Annotated in this window: 16 protein-coding genes and 1 pseudogene; 4 read left to right on the top strand and 13 right to left on the bottom strand. The window is 62.9% G+C overall.

Features of this window, described 5'->3' with window-relative positions; translation table 11 throughout:
• Positions 1-8 precede the first annotated feature (8 nt).
• Together ABWI03_RS13000 and ABWI03_RS12995 are read right to left on the bottom strand one after the other, a co-directional pair.
• Positions 9-1790 carry an ABC transporter ATP-binding protein gene (locus tag ABWI03_RS13000; RefSeq protein WP_298778877.1) on the bottom strand — a complete coding sequence of 594 codons (1782 nt, stop codon included), beginning with the start codon at positions 1788-1790 and terminating at the stop codon, positions 9-11.
• Positions 1787-3415, bottom strand: coding sequence for an ABC transporter transmembrane domain-containing protein (locus ABWI03_RS12995; protein WP_296553711.1), 1629 nt, complete (start codon positions 3413-3415; stop codon positions 1787-1789). The genes ABWI03_RS13000 and ABWI03_RS12995 overlap by 4 nt, the downstream gene beginning before the upstream one ends.
• A 200-nt stretch (positions 3416-3615) precedes the next feature.
• Between ABWI03_RS12995 and ABWI03_RS12990 the strand changes: the two genes are divergently transcribed.
• Positions 3616-4605 carry an iron-siderophore ABC transporter substrate-binding protein gene (locus ABWI03_RS12990; protein ID WP_235171260.1) on the top strand — a complete coding sequence of 330 codons (990 nt, stop codon included), beginning with the start codon at positions 3616-3618 and terminating at the stop codon, positions 4603-4605.
• Positions 4606-4609: 4 nt separating this feature from the next.
• Here ABWI03_RS12990 and ABWI03_RS12985 read toward each other — a convergent pair whose 3' ends face one another.
• A complete protein-coding gene (locus tag ABWI03_RS12985) occupies positions 4610-5407 on the bottom strand; it encodes a helix-turn-helix domain-containing protein (RefSeq protein WP_019746842.1) in 798 nt (265 codons plus the stop codon).
• A 172-nt stretch (positions 5408-5579) separates the two neighbouring features.
• Positions 5580-6299 (bottom strand): hypothetical protein, encoded by a 720-nt coding sequence (locus tag ABWI03_RS12980; RefSeq protein ID WP_003945935.1) that lies wholly within the window; start codon positions 6297-6299, stop codon positions 5580-5582.
• A 308-nt stretch (positions 6300-6607) separates the two neighbouring features.
• On the opposite strand from ABWI03_RS12980, the gene ABWI03_RS12975 reads away from it, so the two are divergent.
• Positions 6608-7306: a hypothetical protein gene (locus tag ABWI03_RS12975; protein ID WP_298778884.1), complete on the top strand. Its 699-nt coding sequence runs from the start codon at positions 6608-6610 to the stop codon at positions 7304-7306.
• A gap of 88 nt (positions 7307-7394) precedes the next feature.
• On the opposite strand, the gene ABWI03_RS12970 is transcribed toward ABWI03_RS12975, so the two are convergent.
• The 7 genes and pseudogenes from ABWI03_RS12970 to ABWI03_RS12940 form a co-directional block, all read right to left on the bottom strand.
• Positions 7395-8087 (bottom strand): LpqN/LpqT family lipoprotein, encoded by a 693-nt coding sequence (locus ABWI03_RS12970; RefSeq protein ID WP_058039314.1) that lies wholly within the window; start codon positions 8085-8087, stop codon positions 7395-7397.
• A 77-nt stretch (positions 8088-8164) separates the two neighbouring features.
• Positions 8165-9037: a 5-oxoprolinase subunit C family protein gene (locus ABWI03_RS12965; RefSeq protein WP_298778888.1), complete on the bottom strand. Its 873-nt coding sequence runs from the start codon at positions 9035-9037 to the stop codon at positions 8165-8167.
• A gap of 57 nt (positions 9038-9094) precedes the next feature.
• Positions 9095-9710: pseudogene (gene pxpB, locus ABWI03_RS12960) on the bottom strand (5-oxoprolinase subunit PxpB).
• The gene (locus tag ABWI03_RS12955) at positions 9707-10468 is read right to left on the bottom strand and encodes a LamB/YcsF family protein (RefSeq protein WP_298778892.1); all 762 of its coding nucleotides are present in this window, start codon (positions 10466-10468) and stop codon (positions 9707-9709) included. Before ABWI03_RS12955 ends, pxpB begins: the two are co-directional and overlap by 4 nt.
• Positions 10469-10517: 49 nt before the next feature.
• A complete protein-coding gene (locus ABWI03_RS12950) occupies positions 10518-11399 on the bottom strand; it encodes a metal ABC transporter permease (RefSeq protein ID WP_003945811.1) in 882 nt (293 codons plus the stop codon).
• On the bottom strand, positions 11396-12256 hold the full coding sequence (locus tag ABWI03_RS12945) for a metal ABC transporter ATP-binding protein (protein ID WP_095971018.1): 861 nt from the start codon (positions 12254-12256) through the stop codon (positions 11396-11398). Before ABWI03_RS12945 ends, ABWI03_RS12950 begins: the two co-directional genes overlap by 4 nt.
• Before the next feature lie 102 nt (positions 12257-12358).
• Positions 12359-13309 (bottom strand): metal ABC transporter solute-binding protein, Zn/Mn family, encoded by a 951-nt coding sequence (locus tag ABWI03_RS12940; RefSeq protein ID WP_095970900.1) that lies wholly within the window; start codon positions 13307-13309, stop codon positions 12359-12361.
• A 139-nt stretch (positions 13310-13448) separates the two neighbouring features.
• Between ABWI03_RS12940 and ABWI03_RS12935 the strand changes: the two genes are divergently transcribed.
• Complete coding sequence (locus tag ABWI03_RS12935; protein ID WP_095970901.1) at positions 13449-14537, top strand: LacI family DNA-binding transcriptional regulator; 1089 nt, start codon at positions 13449-13451, stop codon at positions 14535-14537.
• A gap of 17 nt (positions 14538-14554) precedes the next feature.
• Here ABWI03_RS12935 and otsB read toward each other — a convergent pair whose 3' ends face one another.
• Both otsB and kstR read right to left on the bottom strand, forming a co-directional pair.
• Complete coding sequence (otsB, locus tag ABWI03_RS12930; RefSeq protein ID WP_095970902.1) at positions 14555-17095, bottom strand: trehalose-phosphatase; 2541 nt, start codon at positions 17093-17095, stop codon at positions 14555-14557.
• Positions 17096-17182: 87 nt separating this feature from the next.
• Positions 17183-17821, bottom strand: coding sequence for a cholesterol catabolism transcriptional regulator KstR (gene kstR / locus ABWI03_RS12925; protein WP_003945752.1), 639 nt, complete (start codon positions 17819-17821; stop codon positions 17183-17185).
• 94 nt (positions 17822-17915) lie between these two features.
• Between kstR and ABWI03_RS12920 the strand changes: the two genes are divergently transcribed.
• On the top strand, positions 17916-20078 hold the full coding sequence (locus ABWI03_RS12920) for an acyl-CoA dehydrogenase family protein (protein WP_166810760.1): 2163 nt from the start codon (positions 17916-17918) through the stop codon (positions 20076-20078).
• The last annotated feature ends 48 nt before the right edge of the window (positions 20079-20126 follow it).

Raw genomic sequence — 20126 nt, 5'->3', positions numbered from 1 at the left:
GCGGGCATCTAGCTCCGTACCGACCAGGCTTCCCAGAGCGCAGCGTAGGAACTGTCCGCGCCGATCAGTTCGTCATGTGTCCCGCTCTCGACTACGCGGCCACCGCTCATGACGAGTATCCGATCGGCGCGGACTGCTTGGCTCAGGCGGTGCGCTATCACCACGGCAGTCCTGCCGCTGACCGCAAGCTCGGCTGCCTGATCGAGAAGACCTGCTGCGGTGGTTCCGGCTTCGGCGGTCGCCTCGTCGAGGATCACGACTGGCGGATCGAGCAGAGCCAGTCGGACGAGGGCTATGTGCTGTGCCTGCGCCGCCGTCAACTGGTACCCGCCGGCCCCGACCCTGGTCTCGAGCCCGTCCGGAAGCTCGTGAATCCATTGAGCTTTCATTCCTTCGACGGCTTCGACGATCTTCGCGTCGTCCGAATCTGGTGCACACAACCGGAGATCGTCGGCGATCGTCCCGACGAATACGTGAACTTCCTGGCTGACCAGGACGACTTTGTGTCGAAGTTCGGCGTCACTCAGGTCGTCAATCGGTGTGCCGTCGACGGTGATTCGCCCGTTCCCGACGGGAATGATTCCGGCAATCAGTTTGGCGAGTGTGGTTTTTCCGGCACCACTGCTGCCGACGACGGCGATTCGTTCCCCCGGCGCAATCGAGATCGAGATCGAATCGATCACCGGGGTGGAGTTGTCGTACGAGTACGAAACCCGGTCCACCTCGACGCCGATGGGTTCGGACCGAGCAGAGACAGGAATGCTCGCGGGACGCCCCGGCATCGCGGTGACGCCGATCAGGCGAGCCAGGCTGGCGCCCGCATCCTGCAATTCGTCGATGTTCGAGAGAAATACCGCGATGGGGCTGAACAGACTGTGGAAGTAGAGGGCAGCGGCGGTAGCGGCCCCGATGGACACCGATCCCGTGGTCACGAGCCAGTAGCCGACGCTCAGGACCGCGGCGAGTCCGAGCAGTTCGGCGCCGTTGAGTTGGGCGAAGAAGTTGGTACGCAATCGAACTGCCTGCATGTCGAAGCTGATGGCATGCTCGGAGGTCGCGGCGATTCTGCCGATGTGCTCGTCAGTTCTCCGCAGGGCAGTGACAGTGCCTGCGCCACCGAGGGTTTCGATGAGCTGCTGCCCTCGCCTGGCCTGCGCGGCGCGAGAGCGTCGGTAGACGGGTCCGGAGCGTCGGAGGAAATGTCGGAGAGCGAAGTAATGAATCGGCGCAACGGCAACGATTGCCGCGGTGAAGCGCCAATCGATCACTCCCACACCGACAAGCGTCAATGAAATCATGAACAGGGCAGACACCGTTGCGGGCAGCACCCGGGCGATGACAGTGTTGACCGCTTCGACATCACCCGAGACCCGAGAAATCAGATCACCGGTTCCGGCATCCTCGACCAGCGACGACGGTTGCGCGAGCGTAGCGGCGAACACGTCTTCCCGAAGATCGGCCAGCACGTTCTGCGCGACATTCGCGAGAAGCTGTGTGCTCCACCAGGTCAGCGCAACTCCGGCCGCCGCTGCACCGAGCATGAACGCGGTGATGCGCAGGAGCGCGGCAAACGGTTTGCCCTCTGTGACCGCATCGACCATGAGTCCGAGCAACGCCGGGGTGGACAATCCGCAGGCTGTGGCGGAGAGAAGTACGACGGTCGTGAGTGCGAGCGCTCGCTTACGTGGCCGAAGCAGTGCCATCAATGCGCGGACGGTCTGCTTGGTCGACGCGATCGGCAGGGCAGATGCAGGCGGAACAACAGATGCATCCGGAAGGGTATTGGTCACAGTGAGTCTCCTCCCCGAGCGTCGTCGTCGATCGTGACGACACGGTCACACGAATGGAGCAAGGTCGGACTCGAGGTGATCACCAGTATGGCCTTGTCGGGAAAGTTTCTCAGCGAGTGTGCAATTCGATGCTCGGTGACAGAATCCACGGAAGTGGTGGGTTCGTGAAGGACCAGGATCGGCTGCGGTTGATGGAGAGCGCGGGCGAGAAGTAGTCGTTGACGCTGACCTCCGGAGAGCTTCTTTCCCTGCTCACCGACCTCGGAGTGGTGGCCGTCGGGCAGATGTGTCAACACGTCGTCGAGCGCCGATGACGTCATTGCCGACGAGTCGACGCTCGGTGCTGCCAGATTGTCGAAGACGGTACCGGTGAACACGGTTCCTTCATGGGCGGAGACGAACACCTGATCGCGAACTGCGTCCGGACCGAGTTCGGTTGCATCGGTGCCGAATACGAAATATCGGTTGCGGCCCAGCGGCGTCTGAAAGGCGAGTTGCAGTGCCAGTCGGTGAGCGGAATCGTCAGCGCGCACGCCCACCACTTCTCCGCGGCGAGCCGAGACGACCGTTCCGTTGTCGGTCGAAATCAGCAGGGCGTCTTCACTTCTGTCGGAGTCGATCGCGGCCGTGGAGTGCAGCGATTCGATCAGGTGTGGCTCGGCCAGCAGTTCGGACAGTCTGCGCGCGGAGCCTCGCTTTGCGGCGAGTTCGGCACCGAAGAATCCCAGCGTTTCCATCGGCCCGGCAATCACCCTGCTCAGTCCGACCACGGTGACGAAGTTGCCCACGGTGATCGTGCCTTGATGCGCCATCCACGCCGCCCCCAAGGCGACCGACGCCAGTACCAACGCCGAGACCCCGGAATTCAGCGCGGTCAGGCTGGACATCGCTCGGACCGTCCGGATCGCTGCCTTCATGGATTCGCGGCTTGCGTGCACGTAGCGCGACAGTGCGGTGGGTTCGGCCCCGAAACCTTTCAGTACCCGCAGGCCCAGCGTGAAATCCGTTGCCAGCGTTCCTGCCTCGGCTGCCTTCTTCTGCTCTGCATACACGCGCTCGTCCAGCGGACCGCTGATCTTGTGGATGAAAGCGAGTTGCGCAGCCGTGATGAGAACGACGATCAGCGCGAGCGGCCAGGAGACGAAGGCAAGCGAAATCACTGCCGCGGCGAGCCCTGCGAAAGCCGAGCCCTGCTCGGCGACAACCCAGGAAAAGCCCGAGACGTGTGAGGCATCCGAGGTGGAGATGGTGAGAACTTCACCCGTCGAACGCTGAGCTTTCATGCCTCTGGCGTCGAGTACCCGTCTGGCTGCATTCAGTCGTAGGTCGTGTTCGCCGTAGACGAAGACCTGTGTGTTCAGGCGAACCGCGATGCGCCACGACAGAGCAAGTCCGACGAACAGAGCACACAGCACCGCAAGCCACACGAGAAGTGCTGTGCTGTCGGACTTTCCGATTGCCCGGTCGACAACGGTGCCGATCAGCACCGGAATGAGGGCTTGAGCTACCTGATACGACGCCTGCCCTGCGACGGCTGCGACCAACCGCGGTCCGCGTCCGGAGGAGAACGATCCGATTTTGATCATCTCGATCGGACCGGTACGAGTTTCGGGCAGCGCTGACACTCGTGAAACTCCTCGCCCAGATCTGAACACTCGTTGTGCAGTTCTACGGTAGAGCCGGTGTGAGTGCGGAAAGTGCTCGCAGATGCCAAGGGCTACGCGGCAGCGGACAGATGGAGCATCGAGACCCCATTACCGGGATCAGGTCTCGATATACCTGCTTGGTCGAAACAAAGTACGTTTGCGAAGAGAGCTGACAGAAGATGAAAAGCACTATCCGAATAGTGGCTGCGGTGGCCGCAATTGCCCTGCTCGCAGGATGCCAGAGCAGCACCGAGTCAACAGCGTCGGAGGACGCGACGCAGTTGGCCGAGGCCGGCGCGCTGCCCGTTACCGTTGATCATGCGTACGGCTCGACCACCATCGAGACCGAACCTCAGCGGATCGTGACCATCGGTTGGAACAGCCAGGATTCGGTCCTCGCACTGGGCAAGACGCCCGTCGCCATGGAGTCGTTCAGTGGGGCAGGCTTGGAGAACGGAATCCTGCCCTGGGACGAAGAATTGTTGGGCGATGTCGAACCCACGTTGCTCGACAGCACTTCCGGTGTGCCGTTCGAGCAGATCCTGGCGTTGGAGCCGGACGTGATCATCGCGGTGGTCTCGGGAATCACCGAAGACGACTATGCACGTCTTTCTCAGATCGCACCCACGATTCCGTTCAAGGAGACCGCATGGGCGACTACGTGGCAGGAGCAGTTGTCGACCATCGGTTCAGTACTCGGACAACCGAAGCGGGCGGCTGAGCTGATCGAGGAAACTGACGATTCCATCGCCGACCTGGCTGCGGGTTCCCCGAATCTGAACGGGAAAACCCTGACCTTCCTGTCGGGAAACATCGACGGCCTCACCAACTACTGCGCTGACGACGGCAGAGTCATCCTGATGTCCCAGCTCGGACTGAAGCAGTCGACCGGAAGCGCCGAGCTGTGCGGCGACACCCAGGGATCGGTGACTGCCTCGCGCGAACAGTACAACGAACTGGACGCGGACGTGATCGTGCTCAACGACGCGAGTGGTCAGGGGCTCCCCGGGTTGATGGGGGACAAGTTGTTTGCCGACCTGCCGGCAGTCAAGGACGGCAGGCTGATTCAGCAGCTCGGTCTGGCACGAGTCATGGCCTTGGCTTCACCCACGTCGCTGAGCGTCAAATATGCCTTCGCCGAACTGGTCTCGAAGATGAACGGGTTCTGACCAGTTAGGCTGACAATTCGCACGCGTCCGAGTAATAGTTCTTCGGTGTCCGTCCGGTGACCTTGCGGAACACGCTGGTGAAGGCGCTGGGGGTTTCGTATCCGACGCGACGGCTCACCGTCGAAACGGGAACGCCCGCAGCGAGATAGGACATCGCGGCGCGGACGCGAACTTGAATTCTCCACTCGGTGAAGGACATCCCCGTGCCCTGAGAGAACACGCGGCTCAGGGTGCGGGGGCTTCCACCGACCACATAGGCCCAATCGGCAAGCCCGCGTTGATCGGCGGGGTCGGCGATCAAGCGGCGTGCAACGGCGAGGGCCCGGGGATCGGCGGGCATCGGCACCGCGACATCGGCCGCCTCGATGGGTGCGAGGGTGTCGAAGACTACTGATTCTGCCCGCAAGCGAGCTTCGGTCGGCATGTTTCGCTGGTGCAGATGGATGAGCATCGTCTTGACCACGTCGTCTATGCCGATGATCGCGGGTTTGGTCCACGGGTGGGGAAACGACTCGGGCCGGAAGTAGGTGAAGCGTGCCTCGGTGGATGCGCCGAGCGTGATGCGACGTGGAGTTCCAGCCGGAATCCACATGCCGACCGTCGGTGGGATCTGCCAACGAACGTCGTCGATATACGCGCTCATCTCTCCGGAAGCGCCCCACAGGAGTTCATGTTCGGGATGGCGGATCTCGCGCCACGCCCGCTTCTGATCGCGCCCGATGGTGGACGTGGTCATGGCGAAGGGGAGCGGTACGTACCGGCCCGCCGGCACAGCCCAGTACGGAAATCCTGTGGAACTCATCGATGGATCATACCGCGAATGACTTAGGTAATGCTTTCCTATCTGGTTGTTCGACGCAGGGCACGACGGAGTGTGATCGCGACAAAAGTTCGAGGGTGGCACCGAGTCCGAAGACTCGATGCCACCCTCGATCACATTCCCCGACGGAGTGTTTACAGGTGGAGCAGGTGAATCAGCTGCCGTTGGCCAGGACACCGCTGATGATGTCGGAGATGAAGCCGGCCGGGTTGTCGAGGATGGAGGAGCCGGCCGAACCGGTTCCGCCCTCGCCGTCAGAAGAGCCGAAGCCCAGATCTGCAGAGCCCGATGCGGCCGCCTCGCCGGGGTTCTTGGCACGGATCTTGGCGTAGACGCCGCTGATGTTCTGCTCGGTATTGAACGTCGAGATACCGATCGAGCTTGACATTTCCTGGTATGAACCGATCGGTGCATCGTCGGCGACGAGGTACTGCGCCTCGATCGTCACGGTCTTGCTTCCGGTGGGTGAGATCAGCCAGCCGGTGCTGGGCACGTTCACGGTTCGGGCGGCAGTGTCAACCGAAGGCGTGACGGATTCGGTCTTCTGACCGCCGATCAAATGCCACGCGTTGACCGTCGCCGTGCCCTGGATGTATTTGAACGTGGCGGGGTATCGATCGACGAACTGGTCGACGTAACGCTCGGGGTGGCCTGTGGTGGAGATGACTGTGCGCACGGTGACTTTGCCGCCGGGCGCAACTTCGCCGTCGCCGACGATGCTCTTGGTGATCCGGACGTTGGAGGAGTTGACCGTTGCCGCGGACGGGTGGGTGGCATCGGCGCTCGCGGTGCCTGCGGTCATCACGAGTCCGCTGGTTGCAAGTGCAGCGATTGCGATTCCGGTGAGTGTTTTGCGCATTGAAAAACGTGACATGAAATTCTCCGTTCGAGGGGTTCACGCTGACGGCGATGGGATGACTCTTCAAAGGTTGCGCCGTGGTAACCATTTAAACCTATCGGACGCTTGCCTATGTGTCAGTTCGGCAGAATTTGCGGAAAAGTCCGAATTGAGAGGACTTTTTCGATGTTGATTGCCTGCTGTTAACTGATTGGCGATCAATTCGGCGAAAAGCTGGGCGAATGTCCAGGTCGACTGTATCGTACTTCGGGAGTCGGGTTGCAACAAGTTCCAGTAATCAACGAATTCGGTTGTCCTGGAACCTCTAAGAGTGGAGATTATTCGTGGCAAAGCTTGGATCGAGGAATCGTGGTCTGTCCACCGTCGGAGCTGGTTTGGGGGTGATCGCTCTGGCCGTGGGTGCAAGCGCGTTGGGCGCGGGAGTCGCGACTGCCGAGACCGCAACTTCTGGTGCCTACACATTTACTCGCACCGTGGACAATGCGTCCCCGAAGATAGGTGACACGATCACCTACACGACAGTGTCGAAGAAGAGCGGAATCGACGGATATATCAGCAGGTTCACCGAGACGCATGCCGCATGCTTGACCTTTGTCCCGGGCTCGGCGAAGGTCACGAAGTTTCACGTCGGTGGGACGATGACCGAAACCACTGAAACGCCGGAACTGACGGCCACGACGCTCGAGGTGACCAGTGCCGGCTGGATCAACAACGGCAGCAAGCCGGTGACCATGAAGACCAGTTACACGGTCACTGCTTCGTGTGCGCCGGGAACCGTGTACGGAAGTGGATTGGCGGTAGGTGCCACGGTGATGGGCAACGGATTCCAGTCGAGTGCGCATTTCGCCAACGTGGGACCGTCCATCACTGTCCGCGCCGCGGATGTGGTCGATCCGGTTGACCCGGTCGATCCCGTTGATCCGGTTGATCCCACTGGCCCCGGAACCGGTGGCGGAACCGGATCGCTCGGCTCACTGAGCGGTGGCCTGGGTTCCCTCAGCGGCCTGTTCGGCTCGAGTTAGCCGAGAATTGTGAAACGGCGGGCCGAGACTGTCGAAGTCTCGGCCCGCCGCGGTCGTTCGGTGATCAGGTGTTCAAATCTTTAGGCGCTCAGCCGAATTCGATGGAGGTATTGATTTCCTCCACCTGGTTGGAGGTCTGCATGTTCGTCGTGTCGGTGAACTGGTTTGCGAAGCTGACGAGGTAGACCGGCGAGTTGTCGTCGGCTTGGTAAGCAACGACTGTCATGACGGCGTAGAGCGGAACGTCCAGGTTTGGCGCTGTCCAGGTTCCGGAGAGGCGGAACCCCTGCTGTCCGTCGACGTCGATCTCGGTGTACTTCACCTCGGTCCATCCGTCGAGGGTGGCTATGGTTTCACGCGCAGCGGCAAGAACCTCGTCTTTTGTTGCGGTGCCTTGGTTTTCGACCGTCACCGTGGTGTTGGGCATGAAACCGCTGGGTTCCTGGCTGTTGCTGGACAACGCATCCGTAACGCCGGCAGGGATGTTCTCGCCGTGAGTCCAGCTCGGCGGGAGGCTGACGCTGATGCTCGGCGCTTCGGGGTCGTCGCCGGTTTCGATCGTCGTCCGTTCACCGATGAACGGTGTCCCGTCCCGCAAGGTTGGCGTCGCGGCAGCGGCAGACGATGAGGATGCAGAACTTTCGGAAGCAGTGGTCTCACTGGTGTTGGTATCACTGGAGACTGCGTCTCCGCTTTCCGAACTGCTGCATCCGGACAGGACGAGTGCAGCAGTGATCAGTGACGCTATTCCGAGAGCAAGTGTGCTGCTCTTAGGGCTCATAGTGTGACAGTCCTTCAGGTTCTGGCGACGGCCGAGCGCCGCCGGCCGCATAGCTGGCGCGGCTGAGACTATCAGCGCTAGGACGGCCGAGTAGTGGCCTTCAAGGTAATGGTGCTGCCGGGCCGCAACTGTGCCAACGACGCAATCCCCGCGTCGGACACCACGGCGATGACCGGGTATCCGCCGGTCACGGGATGGTCGGCCAGAAACACGACGGGCTGTCCGCCCGGCGGCACCTGGATGGATCCCATCACGACGCCTTCGCTCGGCAGTTCCTCGGTGCGAGAGCGATGCAAAGGCCCCTGCCCCTGCAACCGGACGCCGACTCGGTTGGTGTGTTCGGTGACTTTCCATGTGGTGTGAAGGAGCGCGTGAACGGATGCGGCGGTGAACCAGGAATTTCGGGGGCCGAGCGTGATCTCGATCGGAACTGGGCCGAGCGCAGGTGCCGGCGGTGGAATCAATTCTTCGGTGGGCCACGTCCCTTCTTCGGCCCCGAGGAGGAGTAGATCGCCGGCGGCGAGCGGCGGAGGCCCGAGTCCGGAGAGTGTGTCGGTGGATCTGCTGCCGAGTACCTGCAGGACGTCGACGCCACCGCGTGCAGAGATGTAGGTTCTCAACCCGGTTGTGCTGTAACCCAATTCGAGAATGCTGCCACCGCCAAGGTGGATGCTCGCGTAGTCAGGTGCCGGCTGACCGTCGACGGTCAGCGGCACCCGCGCGCCTGTTGCGGCCACCGTCATCGAACCGACGGCCCGCATAGCGAAACCCCCAGTGGTGACTTCGATGGTTGCTGCTCGAAAAGTGTTGCCTACGAGTCTGTTAGCGCTGTCGTGTGAGACCATGTCGACGGCGCCGGATCTGCCGACCCCGAGGGCGCCGTAGCCCGTCCGCCCGCGGTCCTGAACTGTGGCGAGCGGGCCGGTACGCACTACCTCGAGCCAGGCCATGAATCCATTCTCCCGCAACAACGCGGTGAAGACACCAAAATCATGCTTGCACCAAAATCATGCACGGACAAAGGTGACTGTGGTGCCGGGTAGAAGCAATGCCGGCGGTCGACGCTCGGCATCCCACACCGACAGTTCCGTCGTTCCGATCAACTGCCAGCCGCCCGGGGAACTGCGCGGGTAGACGCCCGAGAACGGTCCGGCCAACCCGACTGCACCAGCCGGGACCTGCCTGCGCGGGTCCGATCGACGTGGAACCTCGAGCTTTCTCTCGTTGCTGGTCAGATATGCGAAGCCGGGGGGCGAAACCGATGAACGCGACGGTCCACGACGCAGCCGTGTGAGCATCGATCACACCGTCGACCCCGAGTCCGGTCAGCTTGCCCACCTCTACGAGATCGGCGCCGTCGTAGCGGACCGGAATCTCGACAGCAGGCCCACTCTCATCTGCTGTGAGTTCGATCGGTACTGCCCCACGGACCCATTTCTCCACGAGTTTGTGTCCGGTGATCGCGTTGTCGTACTCGATCAATATGGTTCGCGCCGCGGGAATCAGGTCGATCACTCCGGGGATCCGACTGGCGTCGAGAGCCCTGAAGTTGCCCAGCACGCTCGGCAGTTCGTCGTATTCGACGAGGACTGCGGATTCACCGGCTGGCAGGATCGTGATCATGCGAAGGGCGTAATCTCGACGTCGGAGGATTCGAGGAGAGCGCGGATCGCTGCGGCCATGTCGACAGCTGCCGGGCTGTCACCGTGGACGCACACCGATGCTGCGGCGACTTTCACCGTGCTTCCGTCGACTGCGTCCAACTCGCCGTCGACGACCATCCGCCGAACCCGTTCTGCAACCAGCGTCGGGTCGTGCAGAACGGCGCCGGACTCGGTGCGGGGAACCAGGGTGCCTTCCGCCGTGTACGCGCGATCGGCAAAAGCCTCGGCGACGATCTCGAGGCCGGCCTCTCGAGCCTCTTCCAGAAACACCGAACCCGGTAGTCCGAGAACGGGTAGCGAACTGTCGTAGGCGACGACAGCGGCGACGACCGCCCGTGCTTGCCGACGGTGATGGACTATTGCGTTGTAAAGCGCGCCGTGGGGTTTGACGTACGTGACCCGCGATCCGGAGACACGAGCCAAACCGTCGAGCGCCCCTATTTGATAAATGACGTCGGCGGTGAGGTCCTTCGGGGACATGTCGATGAAGCGTCTCCCGAAACCGGCGAGGTCTCGGTAACCCACCTGCGCGCCGATCCGCACGCCGCGGGTGGCTGCGGATTCGCAAGTCGCCAACAGCGTTGTCGGGTCCCCGGCATGGAATCCGCAGGCGATGTTCGCGCTGGTGACAAGTTCGAGCATGGCGTCGTCGTCGCCCAGGGTCCAGGCTCCGAAGCCCTCGCCGAGGTCGCTGTTCAGATCAACGCTGTAGCCCATACCTCGATTCTAGGTACATGAGCTTCGAGATATGCGTGGCTCTCGGTGTTCAGGCGTGGGCCGGAATCCGTCCGGCATTCTTGCGACGTGCGGATCCGAAGAGTCGGCATATCAGGTAGATCACGAACGAGACCGAGGTGACGAAACTCGAGACGGGAACGCCGGGTGCCAGCGAGAGAAGGATGCCGCCGACGGCTGCCAGTTCGGCGAACACGACGGAGAGGATCGTGGCCTTGAGTGGGCTTGCCGTGACGTACGCGGCGGCCGCTGCGGGGGTGATCAGCAGCGACATCACCAGCAGCGCGCCGACGATCTGCACGCCCAGTGCTGCGGTGATGCCGACCAACACGGCGAACACGATCGACAGTGCCCGAACCGGAACACCGCGAGCTGCAGCAACTTCGGGGTCGGTGCTCGCGAACAGCAAAGGGCGGTAGATGAATCCGAGTGTGCCGATCACGATGACCGCGCACAGCAGCAGAAGTTCGAGACCGCTGTTTCCCGGCGCCACGATCTGTCCGACCAGCAGTGAGAAGCTGGTTCCCGTGCGACCGTCGTATGCCCAGAGGAACAACACCGACAGGCCGAGGCCGAAAGCCATGATCACGCCGATCACCGAATCCCGGTCCCGCGCTTTCGCTCCCAGCAGTCCGAACAGCACCGCGGCGACGACCGAACCGACGATGGCACCGAAGCCGACGCCCACACCGACGAGAAGTGCGGCGGATGCGCCGGTCAGTGACAACTCGCTCGTGCCGTGCACCGAGAACGACATCTGACGGCTCACGATGAGCGGACCGATGATGCCTGCCAGCAATCCGAGGATGGCACCGGCGATCAAGGCCTGTTGGACGAAGTCGTACTGCAGTAGATCGACGGTGGCGGACACGTCGAACATCCGCGACATCGCGTCGGTGAACTTGTTACTCACTGGTGGTGATCCTCATCAGAATGGTGAACGCCTTCTCCCGGGCGTAGTCCGCCGGCGCTGCCGAGTGCGTCGATGGCGTCTCCGGTGCCGATCACGACGAGACGGCCACGAACCTGCAACACTTCGACGTCGGTGTTGTACAGATCCGAGAGAACCTCGGACGTCATCACTTCGGCCGGCGTCCCGATCCGGAATTTGCCGTCCACCAGATAGAGCACTCGATCCACCAACGGCAGGATCGGATTGATCTCGTGCGTCACGAACAGCACCGCGGTGTCATGGCTGCGCCGACGCTTGTCGATCAGCGTCGAGACCAGGTGCTGGTTGGCGAGGTCGAGGCTGAGCAGCGGCTCGTCGCACAGCAGGATCCGCGGGTCGCCGACCAAAGCCTGCGCGATCCGCAGTCGCTGCTGCTCGCCGCCGGACATGGAACCGATGGGAGCGTCGGCAAACGACTGGGCACTGACCTGTGCGATGGCGTCGTCGACGATCTTGCGGCGACGACCCCGACGCAGTAACCCCGTACCCCACTGATGACCGTCGACGCCGAGGCCGACCAGGTCGCGGCCGCGGAGCGGGAGGCCGTCGTCGATGGATTTCTGCTGCGGGATGTACCCGACGTGTGAATTCCCGGCCCGTGCCGGCGTGCCGACGATCTGTGCGCTGCCGCCGCTGAGTTGCAGTTGGCCCAGCAGAATCTTCAGGAGCGAGGTCTTGCCCGACCCGTTCGGTCCGAGTACGGCGATGAACTCACCTGGCTGTACCTCGAGGTCGAGTCCGTCCCAGAGGGTGCGGGCGCCGAAAGACAATCGAGCACCCTTCAGCGTCACAGCGGGCACGGTGTTACCTGAAGGCACGGTGTTTCCTGAAGGCACGGTGTTACCCGGAGGCACAGGAGTATTCGCGGAAGTTTCTGTCACAAGCCGATCGGTTCTTCTCGGAAATGGTGGGGCAAATAATTACTGGGCAGAGAGGGCGTTTGCGAGCGACTCCGCGGTCTGCGTCTGCCACTGAATGTAGTCCAGGCCCTCGGGCAGAGTCTCCGTAACCTCGACGACGGGCACTCCGGCGGTTTCGGCTGTGGTGCGCATGTCCTGGGTCACTTTGTCCTGCGTCTGGATGTTGTAGACCAGTGCGCGGGCCTGCTTCTCCGAGAGGAGCTGGCGCGTTGCGGCGATTGCAGCCGGTGACGGATCGTTGCCGTCTTCGATGGCGCTGGTGAACTCCTCGGGAGTTGCGTCCTTCAGTTCAGCTGCGACCAGGAGGTAGTGCGCGATCGGCTCGGTCTGAGCCACCGGTGCGCCCGCGTGGGCAGCGGCGATGGAATCGGTGATCGCGGTGACGCCGGCGAGCTTCTGGCTGTATGCCTTCGCGTTGTCCTCGTAGGTCGCCGCGTTGTCCGGATCGAGAGCGCTCAGCTGATCGGCAACCGAATGTGCGACGGCGTCGACGGTCGGAATGTCGAACCAGACGTGTTCGTTGACTGCGCCGTGGGTGTGACCGTCATGCGATTCGCCCGCGGTTTCGCCGGCGTGGATGCCGCCGTCGAGCAGGTTGTAGGCGTTGACCGTCTTCTGCTCGCCCTTGCCCGCGTCGAGGACGTCGGTGATGAACTGGTCGTAGCCGCCACCGTTGTAGACGACGAGCGATGCGTCGGTGATCTTGGCGGCATCGGCGGGCGTCGCCTCGAACGAGTGCGGGTCCGCGGACGGTTCGTTGATGATCGACGTCACGGTCAGCTTGTCGCCGGCGACGGCCTGCGCGACGTCGCCCCACACGTTCGTCGATGCGACGACGGTGATGCCCTCGTCTTTCGACGAGTTGGAGCTGCACGCGGTGAGCGCGAATGCTGCGGCGACCGAGACGGCCGCGAGGGCGGTGGCGGTGCGGAATTTCGACGACGAACGCACGTGCTTTTCTCCTGAACAAAGGCTGGGCTAAATGCTATTGGAAACCGTTACCGTTACACATTAGCGCATAGTCGCTGGTAGTTCACCTTCGGTTCAGCCCCAACGCGCCGTCTGCGGGCACTACGGCTAACGTCCGTTTATGCCCCGGTCCCGTCAGCCACGCCGTCAAGCCACTTTGGCGTCGCTTGCCGCCGAGCTCAATGTGTCGAGAACTACAGTCTCGAACGCGTACAACCGACCCGATCAGCTCTCCGTCGAGCTGCGGGATCGAGTGCTCCAAGCGGCCAAGCGACGCGGATACCCCGGACCCGATCCGGTCGCCCGCTCCTTGCGAACTCGCAAAGCCGGCGCCGTCGGTCTTCTGCTCACCGAAGCACTCAGTTATTCGTTCCGTGACCCGGCCGCCATGAGCTTCCTGGCCGGTCTCTCGGAATCGTGTGAGGACGCCGGCCAGGGCTTGCTGCTCATCCCGGCCGGGCCTGGCCGCGACGAGGTGGATGCTGCAGCCGTGGTCCAGCAGGCGGGTGTCGACGGCTTTGTCGTCTACTCCGTGGCCGACGACGATCCGTATCTCGCTGCCGTGCTCGAGCGTCACATTCCGATCGTCGTGTGCGACCAGCCTCGTGAGATCCCCGGTGCGTCTCTCGTGGGCATCGACGACCGCGCTGCCATGCGCAAGGTCGCCGATTACCTCATCGGTCTCGGACACCGTGACATCGGCGTGCTCTGCATGAGGCTGGGGCGCGACCGGATGGACGGCGTGGTCAGCCAGGAACGACTCAAGTCCCCGCACTTCCACGTCCAGCGTGAGCGGATCGAAGGCGTGCGCGACGCGATGGTGGCGGCCGACATGGACCCACTCTCACTCACGGTGATCGAGCGGTACGTCCACACATCGCAGTCCGGGCACTCGGCGGCGGCGGAAGCTCTCGCGACCAACCCTGAGATCACCGCACTGGTCTGCACCACCGACGTGCTGGCTCTCGGCGCCTTGGACTGGGCGCGCTGGCAGGGCATCGATGTACCTGGCCAACTGTCGATCACCGGATTCGACGGCGTCGACGAGGCGCTGCGCGAATCGCTGACAACGGTGCGCCAGCCCCAGGAAGAGAAGGGCCGACGCGCCGGTGCGCTCCTGATGTCGCCGTCCGGATCCGGCGTCCCGATCGTCGAGATGCTCGACACCGAACTACTGACAGGACGAACATCAGGTCGGATCCGGGTGTAGCCGTCAGGGTGTAGCGCTCACGCCAGGAGTTGGGCGCAGCGCAACAATCCCAGATGGCTGTACGCCTGGGGGTGGTTGCCCAGCGAGCGTTCCGCGATGGGGTCGTACTCCTCCGCGAGAAGTCCGGTGGGACCTGCCGCCGCGACCAACTGATCGAACAGTGCCTCTGCCTGCAATCGCTGCCCGATCAGCAGGTAGGCCTCGACGAGCCAGGCGGCGCAGAGGTGGAATCCACCTTCGATGCCGGGCAGACCGTCGTCGTGATGGTACCGGTATACCGTTGAGCCGCTGCGTAGTTCAGCCTCGGTGGCTACGACGGTCGCTGCGAAGCGTGGATCCGTCGGATCGATCAGCCCCGACAGTCCGATGTGGAGAGTGGCTGCGTCGAGATCGGTACCGTCGTAGGCCGCGGTGTACGACTGGACGTCGTCCTTCCAGCCCTTGTGGCGCACTTCGTCGGCGATCTGGTCACGCAGTTCCGCCCACTCGGGCAGAGCCTCGCGAGAAAAGCGGGTTGCAAGATCGACAGCGCGGTCGACGGTGACCCAACCCATCACCTTGGAATAGACGTGGTGACGCGGGTTGTCGCGAATCTCCCAGATGCCGTGATCAGGTTCGAACCAGCGTCGCTGCACCGCCTCGACCATGGCGCACACCAGTTCCCAATCGCGGTCGCTCAAAGGATCGGGGGCACCGGCCTTTTCGCGTGCATTCGCCAGTTCGACGATCAACTCGACGATCGGGCCGAACACGTCCAGCTGAACCTGCTGATTCGCGGCGTTTCCGACGCGGACCGGCCTCGAGCCGGCGTATCCGGGAAGCGAATCGATGACGGCCTCGGGCGGTAGCGAAGTTCCGTAGAGCGTGTAGAGGGGGTGCAGGCGCTCGGGTCCCGGCAGCGTTTCGAGTACGCGGTGGACCCAGTCGAGGTAATTCTCGGCTTCGTCGGTGGACCCGACACTCACGAGAGCTGTTGCGGTGAGGGCTGCGTCGCGCAACCAGCAATAGCGGTAGTCCCAGTTACGGACTCCGCCGATCTCTTCCGGCAGGGATGTCGTCGCGGCGGCCATGATGGAACCGGAATCGGCATGAACCAACCCGCGCAAGGTCAGCGCAGAGCGTTTCATCAAGTCCGGCTTCAGCTTCGGGAGTTCGAGCGTCTTGGCCCAATCGGACCAGTAGGCTTCAGAAGTCCCTCGACGTTCGATCTCCGGAACTTCCGAGGGGCCGATTTCTTCTGTTCCGCAACGCAATTCGAGTACGACGTCACCCTTGGACGGTTCGACGATGGCGTGGGCGGTCTGCTGATTTCCGTCGGTGGCGATGTTCCACAGCACGCCGGGGGAGCGGAGCACGTACGGCTCGTTGGTGCCGAGGACACGAATGCCCTCGTCGACGACCTCGAGCGTGACCTGACCCTGGCCGAACTCGGGGCGGGGTGCAAACGAGACGATCGCGTCTGCCTGACCGGAAATGATGCGGGTCAGGTCGGTTCGTCCTTGTGGGACGTCGTGCGGGAGGTAGTCGGTGACGGACAGGCTCGCCCAGCGGGTCTGAACGGTCATCGTGCTGTCGATGTACTTCTGGCTCAGCGGCAAGGCTGTTCGGCGAGGCCCGACCGAGAAGTGGCCGGCCCCGGTTCCGCCGAGAAGGTGCGCGAAGACCGCCGCTGAATCCGGTTCCGGGTGACACAACCAGGTCAGCGTCGCATCCGGGGTCACCAGAGCGACAGTGCGCGGACTCGCGAGCATCGAGAGTCGCTCGATGGGCGGAGCGTCGGCACCGGAAAGCCACGTACGGCGCTCGTCGAGCAGGAACGCCAGAGCGGCAGCGACATCCTCTGTGCTGTCGACGCGATAGTCGGCGACGGTGTCCCCGCTGCCGACCTTGATTCCGATGTCCGGCCCCTGAAGCCTGCTGAACGCCTTTTCGTCGGTGACGTCGTCCCCGATGAAGACGGCAGCGGTAGCGCCGTCCTGATGGCGAATCAAGTCGAGTGCGTGGCCCTTGTCTGTGGCGATGACCGCCAACTCGACCACCGACTTACCCTCGGTGACCTGAACACCCGGCCAGAGGGCTGACTCGGTGCGAACGGCGATGAGTGCCTTCTCGGCGTCGTCGGCGCTGGTGTTGCGTACGTGTAGGGCGACGCTGGCGGGCTTCTTCTCCACAGTTGCGCCGGGGGTGTCGGCGGCGATTCGGCCCAACTCGGTGACGATCTCGTCGAGCAGTTTCCTGGCGTCGGCGTCGATCGCGTGAACGAATCCGATGTCGAACTCGGAGCCGTGGCTGCCGACCAACTGCACTTCGGCAGGAAGCCGGGACAGTGCAGCCAGATCCTTGAGGGCGCGGCCCGAGATCACGGCCGCCGTCGTCGACGCCAGGCTGGCGAGGGAGCGGAGCGCACGCACCGTTTCCGCGCGGGGATAGGCCTTGTCCGGGTTGGCGACGATGGGGGCCATCGTCCCGTCGTAGTCGGAGGCTACGAGCAGGCGCGGGGTGCGTGCCACGCCCGACAGCGCTCGGCGGAGTTCGATGGACAGATCTTGTGCGCTCACCTCTTCAAATCTAGGTGATGCAGCGACTCCTGGCTCGATACGTTTCTGCCAGATCAGTGCAAAAATGACAGATGCGACAAAGGATGTCTATTCGGGTTTCCGCGTTCCGTCACCGAGCAGCAGTTCAACCGTCAATTCCAGGCGATTGGCGACATCGGTAGCCGAAGAACGTCGCGTGAGCCATGCCACCAAATTGGACAGCCACACATCGGAGATCACGCGCGCGATCGCCAACTGCTCCTCGGTCGGCTCCTCTTCGGTCATCGCGCGTGCGAAGAGTCGGTCCATCAGCTGGCCCACCTGATCGACCTCTGCCGCTGCGGAGGCGTCGGCGAACATGAACGCGCGAGTCATGGCTTCGGTGAGGAGCGGATCGCGCTGCATCGCGCGGGTGATGAGGCTGAGGATCAGCTGCATCCGCTCGAGCGGGCTGGTTCCAGGTGGGATCTTGCCCTTGGAGTCGATCTTCTCGAACTCGCGTGCCAGAGCGGACACCAAAAGGTGAACCTTGGACGGGAAGTAGCGATAGAGCGTTCCGACTGCGACGTCGGCGCGCTCGGCCACGGCGCGCATCTGGACAGCCTCGTAGCCGCCCTTGGACGCCAAGGCGAGTGTTGCGTCGAGAATCCGCTTGCGGCGTTCACGTTGCGCGTTGGAGCTGAGATCGTCGTCCCCGAGCGTTGCAGAAGCAACCGCGTTGGAGCGGGATCGGGATGTTGTGGTCATCGACAAATTCCTTCGCGCCTTGACTCTTGGCCAGGTGTCATATTAGAACACGTTCTAAACAATTGTGTCACTTATCGAGAGGCGGGAACCAGTTGTGACAATCGCCACGACCGATGAACAGCGGGCGGTCCAGGAATCGATAGAGGCCTGGGCGCGCTCGGCCACGCCGATGGACATGGTACGCCGTGGACCAGCAGTTTCGTGGCGGGAGAAATGGTCCGAGTTCGCGTCTCTCGGGATCTTTTCGGTCGCCGTTCCTGAAGCGGTAGGCGGAGCCGGAGCCGAAATCGTCGATCTCGCGGCCATGCTCGAGCAGGCGGCAATCGAACTCGTGCCGGGTCCTGTTCTCACGACTGCGCTGGCCGCTCTGGTGGTGGGGCGTAGTTCGTCGCCCGCTGCCAAACGGTGGTCCGAAACGCTCGCCGACGGTGCGCTGCCGTGTGCCGTCGTATTGGACGAAAGTCCAGTTACGGCAACGGCGAATGCGTCCGGCGGCATCGAGCTTCATGGCGAAGGAGGTTACGCCTGGGGTGCAGATTCGGGTGTATCGGTACTCGTTCCGGCGGGCGTGGTGTCCGGAGCCGACGGTTCGCGTGTCGTCTGGGCTCTCGTCGACGGTGACAGCGAAGGCGTGACCTACGAAGCGGTCGACACCATCGACAAGTCGCGACCACTGGCACGAGTCTCGTTCGACCGAGTGACAGTCGACGCCGACCGAATCCTCGATGACATTGCCCCAGGATCGGTTTCCGATCTCGCGGCGGTGCTGGGGGCTGCCGAAGCGGCCGGAATCGCGGCGTGGAGCCTGCGTACTGCGGTGGAGTACGCGAAGATTCGCGAACAATTCGGAAAGCCCATCGGCTCGTTCCAGGCGATCAAACACATCTGTGCCGAAATGCTGTGTCGCGTAGAGAATGCCGGAGCCGTCGCCTGGGACGCCGCGGTCGCTGCAGAGTCGGGCGACGAGCTTCCGATCGCGGCGGCGGTGGCGGCCGCGGTGTCTCTGGACGCCGCTGTCGAGACGGCGAAAGACTGCATTCAAGTGCTCGGCGGCATCGGATTCACGTGGGAGCACGAGGCGCACTTCTACCTTCGTCGAGCACTGTCACTCCGGCAGATTCTGGGCGGATCATCTTTCTGGCGCGCACGCGTCGCGGAATTGACGATCGGTGGCGCACGGCGTCACCTTCAGATCGACTTGAGTGAACTGGAATCCGACCGGTCCGACATTCGCGAAGAGGTAGCGCAACTGGTGGCGCTACCCGAATCCGAACAGCGCAACGCGCTGGCCGAATCCGGCTACCTTGCACCGCACTGGCCGAAGCCGTACGGCCGGGGCGCCAAGGCCGCACAACAGATTTTGATCGAAGAAGAGTTGGCGGCCGTCGGTATCGGCCGACCCGATCTCGTGATCGGCTGGTGGGCCGTTCCCACCATCCTCGAGCACGGCAGTGCGGAGCAGATCGAAAGATTTGCGACTCCGACGCTCAAGGGTGAGATCACCTGGTGCCAGCTCTTCAGTGAACCCGGTGCAGGTTCGGATCTTGCGGCGCTGCGCACGACCGCGGAAAAGGTCGAGGGTGGTTGGAAGCTGAACGGCCAGAAAGTGTGGACTTCGCTTGCGCGTGAGGCGGACTGGGCCATCTGCCTTGCCAGGACCGATCGCGATGTTCCCAAGCACAAGGGCATCACGTACTTCCTTCTCGACATGAAGACGGCTGGGATTCGGATCTCGCCGCTGCGTGAGATAACAGGCGACGCCCTGTTCAACGAAGTCTTCCTCGACGACGTCTTCGTGCCGGACGAGTGTGTCGTCGGCCAACTTGGCGGAGGCTGGAAACTGGCCCGCACGACCCTCGCCAACGAGCGAGTCGCGATGAGCGGAGGGTCTTCGCTCGGCGGTGCGATGGAGGAATTGCTCGAGCTGGCCGGCGATCCCGATCCTGTGGTTGCAGACAAGCTCGGTGGGCTGATCGGAACCGCCATGGTGGGCTCGTTGCTGGAATTGCGTACGACACTGCGGCAGTTGGACGGTCAGGATCCGGGCCCGGCGTCGAGCGTCCGCAAGCTGGTAGGCGTGCGTCAGCGTCAGAATGTCGCAGAGTTCGCCATGGAATTGGGTGGGCCGGCCGGATGGGTGGAGGGTCCGCTCTCGCGTGAGTTCCTCAACACGCGATGCCTGTCGATTGCCGGCGGAACCACGCAGATTCTGTTGACCGTCGCCGCGGAGAGAATTCTAGGCCTGCCGCGTGACTAGACGGCGTGAGTAGAGGCCTTTAGAAATGTCCACGTTGGTGATACAACT

Origin of the sequence: Rhodococcus baikonurensis (assembly GCF_040489275.1) — a bacterium.
GTDB lineage: Bacteria > Actinomycetota > Actinomycetes > Mycobacteriales > Mycobacteriaceae > Rhodococcus_F > Rhodococcus_F baikonurensis.
This window is presented reverse-complemented; position numbering and strand designations above follow the sequence as displayed.